Genomic DNA, 6,517 nt, shown 5'->3' with positions numbered 1-6,517 from the left:
AGTCCCGTCCGCACCGCCACCCTCTTTAGGGGCGTAGTTCAATTGGTAGAGCACCGGTCTCCAAAACCGGGTGTTGGGGGTTCGAGTCCCTCCGCCCCTGCCAGAAAAAAGAATCCTTTGCTTCGGCAAAGGATTTTTTTTGCTTTTTATTCGGCAAAAAGATCAAAAAAAGGCCGACAACGTCAGCCTCTTCCCTATTTAGCCTGCAATGTCAGCGCGCCAGTACCGGAAACTTAAGCAGCTGTCGAATATGCGCCTGCTGATCGCTGTTCTGCAGCCACACGGCATATAAAGGACGCACCGCAACCGGCGTATCCGGGATCACCATAAGATCGCTGTACAGGCTATGCCAGTAGTCTGGCAAAAAGGCGCAGGCGCCCGTGGTATAAAGCAGCTCGCGCGTCACGTGCGCCGAGGTGGTGGTTAGCACCGGAACATCATCGCCGCCTGACAAATAGCTTTCATGCTGATGAAAGTCCGCACCCCATTCCAGCTTGATGTAATCGTACTTCTCTCGCTTCTCTGTTTTACGCGCCCGAAACAGCGCCAGAGAGATATGGCCGATCTGCTGGCTGGTCAGCTCATCCATCTTCGGCGCTTCGGTAGTGATCAGCAGATCCAGCTGGCGCTCATGAAGCTGCTTAACCAGAAGATGCCTCTGTGCCACGCGCGCTTCAAGATGCAGGCTCTCTCGATTCTCATACAGGGTTTGCAGCCACGGCGTCAGATAGGCCTCCCAGAGCGACGCGCTGGCCCCTATTGACAGCTCGTGATGCTGCTGCGTATGCGAAACCTCTTTTTTCGCCATCATCCATGTGCTCATCAGGCTTTCCGCATAGGGCAGCAGGCGTTCTCCCGCCGACGTCAGCCGTATGTTATTGCGATGACGAGTAAAAAGGTTAACGCCCAGCTGATTCTCCAGCTGACGGATGCGAAAGCTGACGGCGGACTGTGTGAGGTAAAGTGCTTCCGCAGCCCGCCCAAAATGGCGAGTTCTGCTCACTTCCAGGAAAGTTTTCAGTAATTCCGTATCCACAGCTTTCTCCCAAAAAATGTTTGTCGTATAGATTTAAATGTTTTGTTTTACACTCTGTCAAGCCTATCTAATACTCCGCGCCATTAATAGCTCGGCCATAAGAGAATCAGGAGCGTGTAAGATGGCGGAAAGCTTCTCAACCACAAATCGTTTCTTTGATAACAAACATTATCCGCGCGGTTTCTCGCGGCATGGTGATTTCACCATTAAAGAAGCCCAATTGCTGGAACGTCATGGTTTCGCTTTTAATGAACTCGATTTAGCAAAGCGTGAGCCGACTACGGAAGAAGAGCGTCTTTTCTTAGAAGTATGTCGTGGTCTGCGTGAGCCGCAAACTGAAGCTGAGCGCGTATGGTCTAAATACACCACTCGCATTAAGCGCCCGAAACGTTTTCATACGCTCTCAGGCGGCAAGCCGCAGATGGATACGGTTGAAGACTACAGCGACAGCGATGACTAAACAAAATGGGGCAATCAGCCCCATTTTTTATTCCAGGCTGCGGTGAAGATGAATCATTAGCCGGTCGATGCTGCGATAAGCGACCGCCTCCTGCAGATGACTCCGTAAAATCCTCTCTTCACCCGTCAGATCGGCAATTGTCCGCGCCACCTTTAAAATGCGCTGCCATGCCCGCACGGATAATCCCAGCTGATTCAGCACCTCTTCGAGCCATTCCGCATCCTCTCTGGCGATATCGCACCACCTCTTGATGTCGACGTTACTCATATGCGCATTAATCTTGCCGGCACGCGCCATTTGCAGCGCGCGCGCCTTCATCACCCGCTCACCGACGCTGGCTGAACTTTCGCCCGCCTCGGGACGTCGGCTCAGCATCCCGCTCGGCAGCAGCGGCACCTCAATCGACAGGTCGAAGCGATCGAGAAAAGGCCCGGAGAGTTTGCTCAGATAACGCAGCACCTGCTGCGGCGAGCAGCGGTTATGCTGCCCCTGATAGTGACCTGTCGGGCTTGGGTTCATGGCGGCAATCAGTTGAAAGCGCGCCGGATAGGTCACTTTCGCGCGGGCGCGGGAAATGGCGATTTCGCCAGACTCGATAGGCTCCCGCAGCGCATCCAGCACCCGCCGATCAAATTCCGGCAGCTCATCCAGAAACAGCACGCCGTTATGCGCCAGCGAAATCTCTCCAGGCCGGGGCAGCGCCCCCCCGCCGATAAGCGCATAAAGCGACGCGCTATGATGAGGCGAGCGAAAAGGGCGCTTACGCCAGGCCTTTTGCAGCCTGACCTTATCTACCAGGCTGGCGATAGCGGCGCACTCCAGCGCTTCTGCGTCGCTGAGCGGCGGCATAATGCCGGGCAGTCGCGTAGCCAGCATGGTTTTGCCTGTGCCGGGAGGGCCAATCAGCAGCAGGTTATGACCGCCCGCTGCGGTAATCTCCAGCGCCCGACGTCCCTGTTCCTGACCAATGATATCGCTCAGGTCTTCCGTCGGTTCTTCAGACCGATCCTGCGGATAATGGGCGCGCGCAAGCTCGCCCTGATTTTGCAGCCAGGCGCAGACTTCCAGCAGATGGGCGGCGACAAGCGTATCGCCATGCTGAATCAGGCCGACATCCTGCTGATTCTCCGAAGAGAGGATCAGCTGCCGTCCGGCCCGCATCGCCGCCATCGCGGCCGGAATCGCGCCCTGAACGCCGCAGAGCGCGCCGTTGAGCGCAAGCTCGCCTACGAACTCATGCTGCGCCAGTTTCGCCTCAGGAAGCTGTTCAGACGCGACGAGAATCGCGAGCGCCATCGGCAGATCGTAACGTCCGCCCTCTTTAGGCAGGTCGGCGGGCGCCAGATTAATGGTGATGCGCTTTGCTGGAAAGCTGAAGCCGCTGTTAATAATGGCGCTGCGTACCCGTTCGCGCGCCTCTTTCACCGTGGTTTCGGGCAAGCCGACCAGCGTCAGCGCGGGCAGGCCGCTGCTGATATGCGCTTCTATGGTGACCTGCGGTGCTTCTACGCCTATCGCCGCTCGGGTAAGAACTCTGGACAATGTCATAACCGCTCCTTAACGGGGCGATTATGGCGAGGCCGAAAGGTGACAGCGAGAGCCAGAAATCTATCTTTCGGCAGAGTCCGCAGCAAAGCGGCGGGAGATTCACCCGAAAACATTTTTTCTGGAGCTGCTTAACAAATTGCGGGCTTAATTATTGCGTCACGGACGTGATGAATATTTGTCACGCATAAAATAAGCGTTTATTTACAGTCTGATATCTGATTAACGACGCAAGGGCCATAAAAAAACAGATGGAAAAAGTTGTCATCGCACCTCTAACTGTGATAACTCTGTAGGTATTACTTCGAACAAACGAAAAAACAGACAACAGATGAAAGCCCTTCTACAAGTGATTAGCCTAGTCGTGATTAGCGTGGTGGTGATTATTAACCCACCGTGCGGGGCTACGCTTGGAGAAAGAAAGGCTTAAAAATCAAGCCTGGAATTCGAAAAACCCCCGCACCGAAAGGTCCGGGGGTTTTTTTTCGACCAGCGCAAATATCAGCGGATTACCGAGGAGCAAACAATGAGCAGTAGCATAAAATTCTGTTGTTCCCCTAAGGATACAGGAGAATAACCATGACAGGTGCACAGTGGGTAGTTCAGGCTTTACGCGCGCAGGGTGTCGACACTGTATTTGGCTATCCTGGCGGCGCCATCATGCCAGTGTACGATGCGCTCTACGATGGCGGCGTGGAACACCTACTGTGTCGTCATGAACAAGGCGCAGTGGTCGCGGCGATCGGCTATGCGCGCGCGACCGGAAAAACGGGCGTCTGCATTGCGACCTCGGGCCCTGGTGCGACAAACTTAATCACCGGCCTGGCCGACGCGATGATGGATTCGGTGCCGGTAGTGGCGATCACCGGTCAGGTTTCATCGGCGTTTATCGGCACCGACGCCTTTCAGGAGATCGACGTGCTGGGCCTGTCGCTGGCCTGCACCAAACACAGCTTTTTGGTTGAGTCGCTGGATGAGCTGCCTTCCGTCATGGCGGAAGCCTTTGCTATCGCCCAGTCAGGCCGTCCTGGACCGGTGCTGGTCGATATCCCTAAAGATATTCAAATCGCCAGCGGCGAGCTGACGCCGCATCTGCTGCCGGTCGAAGAGACGTTCGCCCATTCGCCGCAGCATATCGAAGCGGCGCGCGCGCTGATGGCGCAGTCGCACAAGCCGATGCTCTATATCGGCGGCGGCGTCGGTATGGCGCAGGCGGTGCCTGCGCTGCGCGCCATGGCGCAGGAGACCGGCATTCCTGTGGTCGCCACGCTGAAAGGTCTCGGCAGCGCCGATAGCGAAAGCGAGGTTTATCTGGGCATGCTGGGTATGCACGGCACCAAGGCTGCGAACCTGGCGGTTCAGTCCTGCGATTTGCTGATTGCCGTCGGCGCGCGCTTCGACGATCGCGTCACCGGCAAGCTCGACACCTTCGCGCCGCACGCCAGCGTCATTCACATCGATATCGACCCGGCCGAGCTGAATAAACTGCGCCGCGCGCACGTTTCGCTGCAGGGCGACATGAATCAGATCCTGCCCGCGCTGAGCATGCCGATGCAGATCGCCGGCTGGCGCGAAGAGGTAAAGGCGATGAAAACGGAATTCAGCTGGCGCTACGATCATCCCGGCGAAGCGATCTACGCGCCGCTGCTGCTGAAACAGCTTTCCGATCGCAAACCCGCCAGCGCCGTCGTCACCACCGACGTCGGTCAGCACCAGATGTGGACCGCGCAGCATATGAACTTCAACGCGCCGGAAAATTTCATCACCTCCAGCGGCTTGGGCACCATGGGCTTCGGCCTGCCCGCCGCAGTCGGCGCGCAGGTCGCCCGTCCCGACGACACCGTGATCTGCGTCTCGGGCGACGGCTCGATCATGATGAATATCCAGGAGCTGGGCACCATCAAACGTAAAAAACTGCCGGTGAAAATCCTGCTGCTCGATAATCAGCGCCTCGGCATGGTACGCCAGTGGCAGCAGCTCTTTTTCGACGGCCGCTACAGCGAAACCATTCTGACCGATAACCCCGATTTTCTGACGCTGGCCAGCGCCTTTGATATCCCAGGCCAGCGTATTAGCCGTAAAGACGAGGTCGACGCCGCCCTTGATGCTCTGCTGAACAGTGAAGGTTCTTACTTCCTGCATGTTGCGATTGATGAGCATGAAAACGTCTGGCCACTGGTGCCGCCTGGCACCAGCAACGCAAACATGATGGAGAAAACCGTATGAACCAGCACCAATTGTCTATCGAAGCTCGCTTTCGCCCTGAAATATTGGAGCGCATTTTACGCGTCGTCCGCCATCGCGGTTTCCAGGTCTGCGCCATGAACATGGGCGCGGCGGCCAACAGCGAGAACATTAATATCGAAATGACCGTTGCCAGCCAGCGTTCAGTCGATTTACTGTCTTCGCAGTTAAGCAAATTAATGGATGTCGCTAATGTCGAAATCCAGCAACAAACATCACAACAAATCCACGCCTGGTCGTGAAAGGAAATAAGAATGAGCACGAAGAAAGCTGACTTTATTTGGTTCAATGGGGAGATGGTCAAGTGGGAAGACGCCAAGGTCAGCGTCATGTCTCACGCGCTGCACTATGGTACTTCTGTGTTTGAAGGCGTGCGCTGCTACGACTCGCACAAAGGCCCGGTAGTCTTCCGTCACCGTGAACACATGCAGCGTCTGCACGACTCAGCGAAAATTTATCGTTTCCCGTTGAAATACAGCGTAGAAGAGCTGATGGAAGCGACGCGTAAAGTGCTGCGCGACAACAACCTGAAAAGCGCCTACATTCGTCCGCTGGCCTTTGTCGGCGATGTCGGCCTGGGCGTGAACCCGCCGGACGGCTACACCACTGACGTGATCATCGCCGCCTTCCCGTGGGGCGCATACCTGGGTGCAGAAGCGCTGGAAAACGGCATCAACGCCATGGTTTCTTCATGGAACCGCGTGGCACCGAACACCCTGCCGACCGCCGCGAAAGCAGGCGGCAACTACCTCTCCTCGCTGCTGGTGGGCAGCGAAGCGCGTCGTCACGGCTATCAGGAAGGCATCGCGCTGGACACCAACGGCTATATCTCTGAAGGCGCAGGCGAAAACCTGTTCGAAGTAAAAGACGGCATTCTCTTTACTCCGCCGTTTACCTCTTCCGCGCTGCCGGGCATTACCCGCGACGCCATCATCAAGCTGGCGCAGGATATGGGCATTGAAGTACGCGAGCAGGTACTGTCGCGCGAATCGCTCTACCTGGCTGATGAGATCTTCATGTCCGGCACCGCCGCAGAAATTACGCCGGTACGCAGCGTTGACGGCATTCAGGTCGGTGAAGGCAAACGCGGTCCGGTAACCGAAAAAATCCAGAAAGCCTTCTTCGGCCTGTTCACTGGCGAAACCGAAGACAAATACGGCTGGCTGGATCAGGTTAACCCATAACAAGAGAGTCACGCGGGCGCAGCTGTGCCCGCGTCATTTACAGACTGG

The 6,517-nt window shown here is 56.3% G+C and carries 7 protein-coding genes and 1 tRNA gene; 6 read left to right on the top strand and 2 right to left on the bottom strand.

Going from position 1 to position 6,517, the window contains the following annotated elements:
• Positions 1–27: 27 nt before the first annotated feature.
• A tRNA-Trp gene (locus tag B3229_RS00495) sits at positions 28–103 on the top strand.
• 108 nt (positions 104–211) lie between these two features.
• On the opposite strand, the gene hdfR is transcribed toward B3229_RS00495, so the two are convergent.
• Positions 212–1,036, bottom strand: coding sequence for an HTH-type transcriptional regulator HdfR (gene hdfR, locus B3229_RS00490; protein ID WP_033753511.1), 825 nt, complete (start codon positions 1,034–1,036; stop codon positions 212–214).
• A 121-nt stretch (positions 1,037–1,157) separates the two neighbouring features.
• Between hdfR and B3229_RS00485 the strand changes: the two genes are divergently transcribed.
• The gene (locus tag B3229_RS00485; RefSeq protein WP_033753510.1) at positions 1,158–1,496 is read left to right on the top strand and encodes a DUF413 domain-containing protein; all 339 of its coding nucleotides are present in this window, start codon (positions 1,158–1,160) and stop codon (positions 1,494–1,496) included.
• Positions 1,497–1,523: 27 nt separating this feature from the next.
• On the opposite strand, the gene B3229_RS00480 is transcribed toward B3229_RS00485, so the two are convergent.
• On the bottom strand, positions 1,524–3,044 hold the full coding sequence (locus tag B3229_RS00480) for a YifB family Mg chelatase-like AAA ATPase (protein WP_286867687.1): 1,521 nt from the start codon (positions 3,042–3,044) through the stop codon (positions 1,524–1,526).
• Between the two features lie 328 nt (positions 3,045–3,372).
• On the opposite strand from B3229_RS00480, the gene ilvL reads away from it, so the two are divergent.
• The 4 genes from ilvL (at position 3,373) to B3229_RS00460 (ending at position 6,469) form a co-directional block, all read left to right on the top strand.
• Positions 3,373–3,471, top strand: coding sequence for an ilv operon leader peptide (gene ilvL, locus B3229_RS00475; RefSeq protein WP_071813600.1), 99 nt, complete (start codon positions 3,373–3,375; stop codon positions 3,469–3,471).
• A 149-nt stretch (positions 3,472–3,620) separates the two neighbouring features.
• Positions 3,621–5,267, top strand: coding sequence for an acetolactate synthase 2 catalytic subunit (ilvG, locus tag B3229_RS00470; RefSeq protein ID WP_286867679.1), 1,647 nt, complete (start codon positions 3,621–3,623; stop codon positions 5,265–5,267).
• Entirely contained in the window at positions 5,264–5,527 is a 264-nt protein-coding gene (gene ilvM, locus B3229_RS00465) for an acetolactate synthase 2 small subunit (RefSeq protein ID WP_033753506.1), read from the top strand. Before ilvG ends, ilvM begins: the two co-directional genes overlap by 4 nt.
• A 12-nt stretch (positions 5,528–5,539) precedes the next feature.
• Entirely contained in the window at positions 5,540–6,469 is a 930-nt protein-coding gene (locus B3229_RS00460; RefSeq protein WP_033753504.1) for a branched-chain amino acid transaminase, read from the top strand.
• Positions 6,470–6,517 lie beyond the last annotated feature (48 nt).

Origin of the sequence: Pantoea sp. UBA5035 (assembly GCF_002415245.1) — a bacterium.
GTDB lineage: Bacteria > Pseudomonadota > Gammaproteobacteria > Enterobacterales > Enterobacteriaceae > Pantoea > Pantoea septica.
This window is presented reverse-complemented; position numbering and strand designations above follow the sequence as displayed.

Bases quoted from the DNA above. Each gene is read 5' to 3' on its own strand.
- B3229_RS00485 (WP_033753510.1), top strand. From the start codon at position 1,158: ATGGCGGAAAGCTTCTCAACCACAAATCGTTTCTTTGATAACAAACAT.
- B3229_RS00480 (WP_286867687.1), bottom strand. From the start codon at position 3,044: ATGACATTGTCCAGAGTTCTTACCCGAGCGGCGATAGGCGTAGAAGCA.
- ilvL (WP_071813600.1), top strand. From the start codon at position 3,373: ATGAAAGCCCTTCTACAAGTGATTAGCCTAGTCGTGATTAGCGTGGTG.
- ilvG (WP_286867679.1), top strand. From the start codon at position 3,621: ATGACAGGTGCACAGTGGGTAGTTCAGGCTTTACGCGCGCAGGGTGTC.
- ilvM (WP_033753506.1), top strand. From the start codon at position 5,264: ATGAACCAGCACCAATTGTCTATCGAAGCTCGCTTTCGCCCTGAAATA.
- B3229_RS00460 (WP_033753504.1), top strand. From the start codon at position 5,540: ATGAGCACGAAGAAAGCTGACTTTATTTGGTTCAATGGGGAGATGGTC.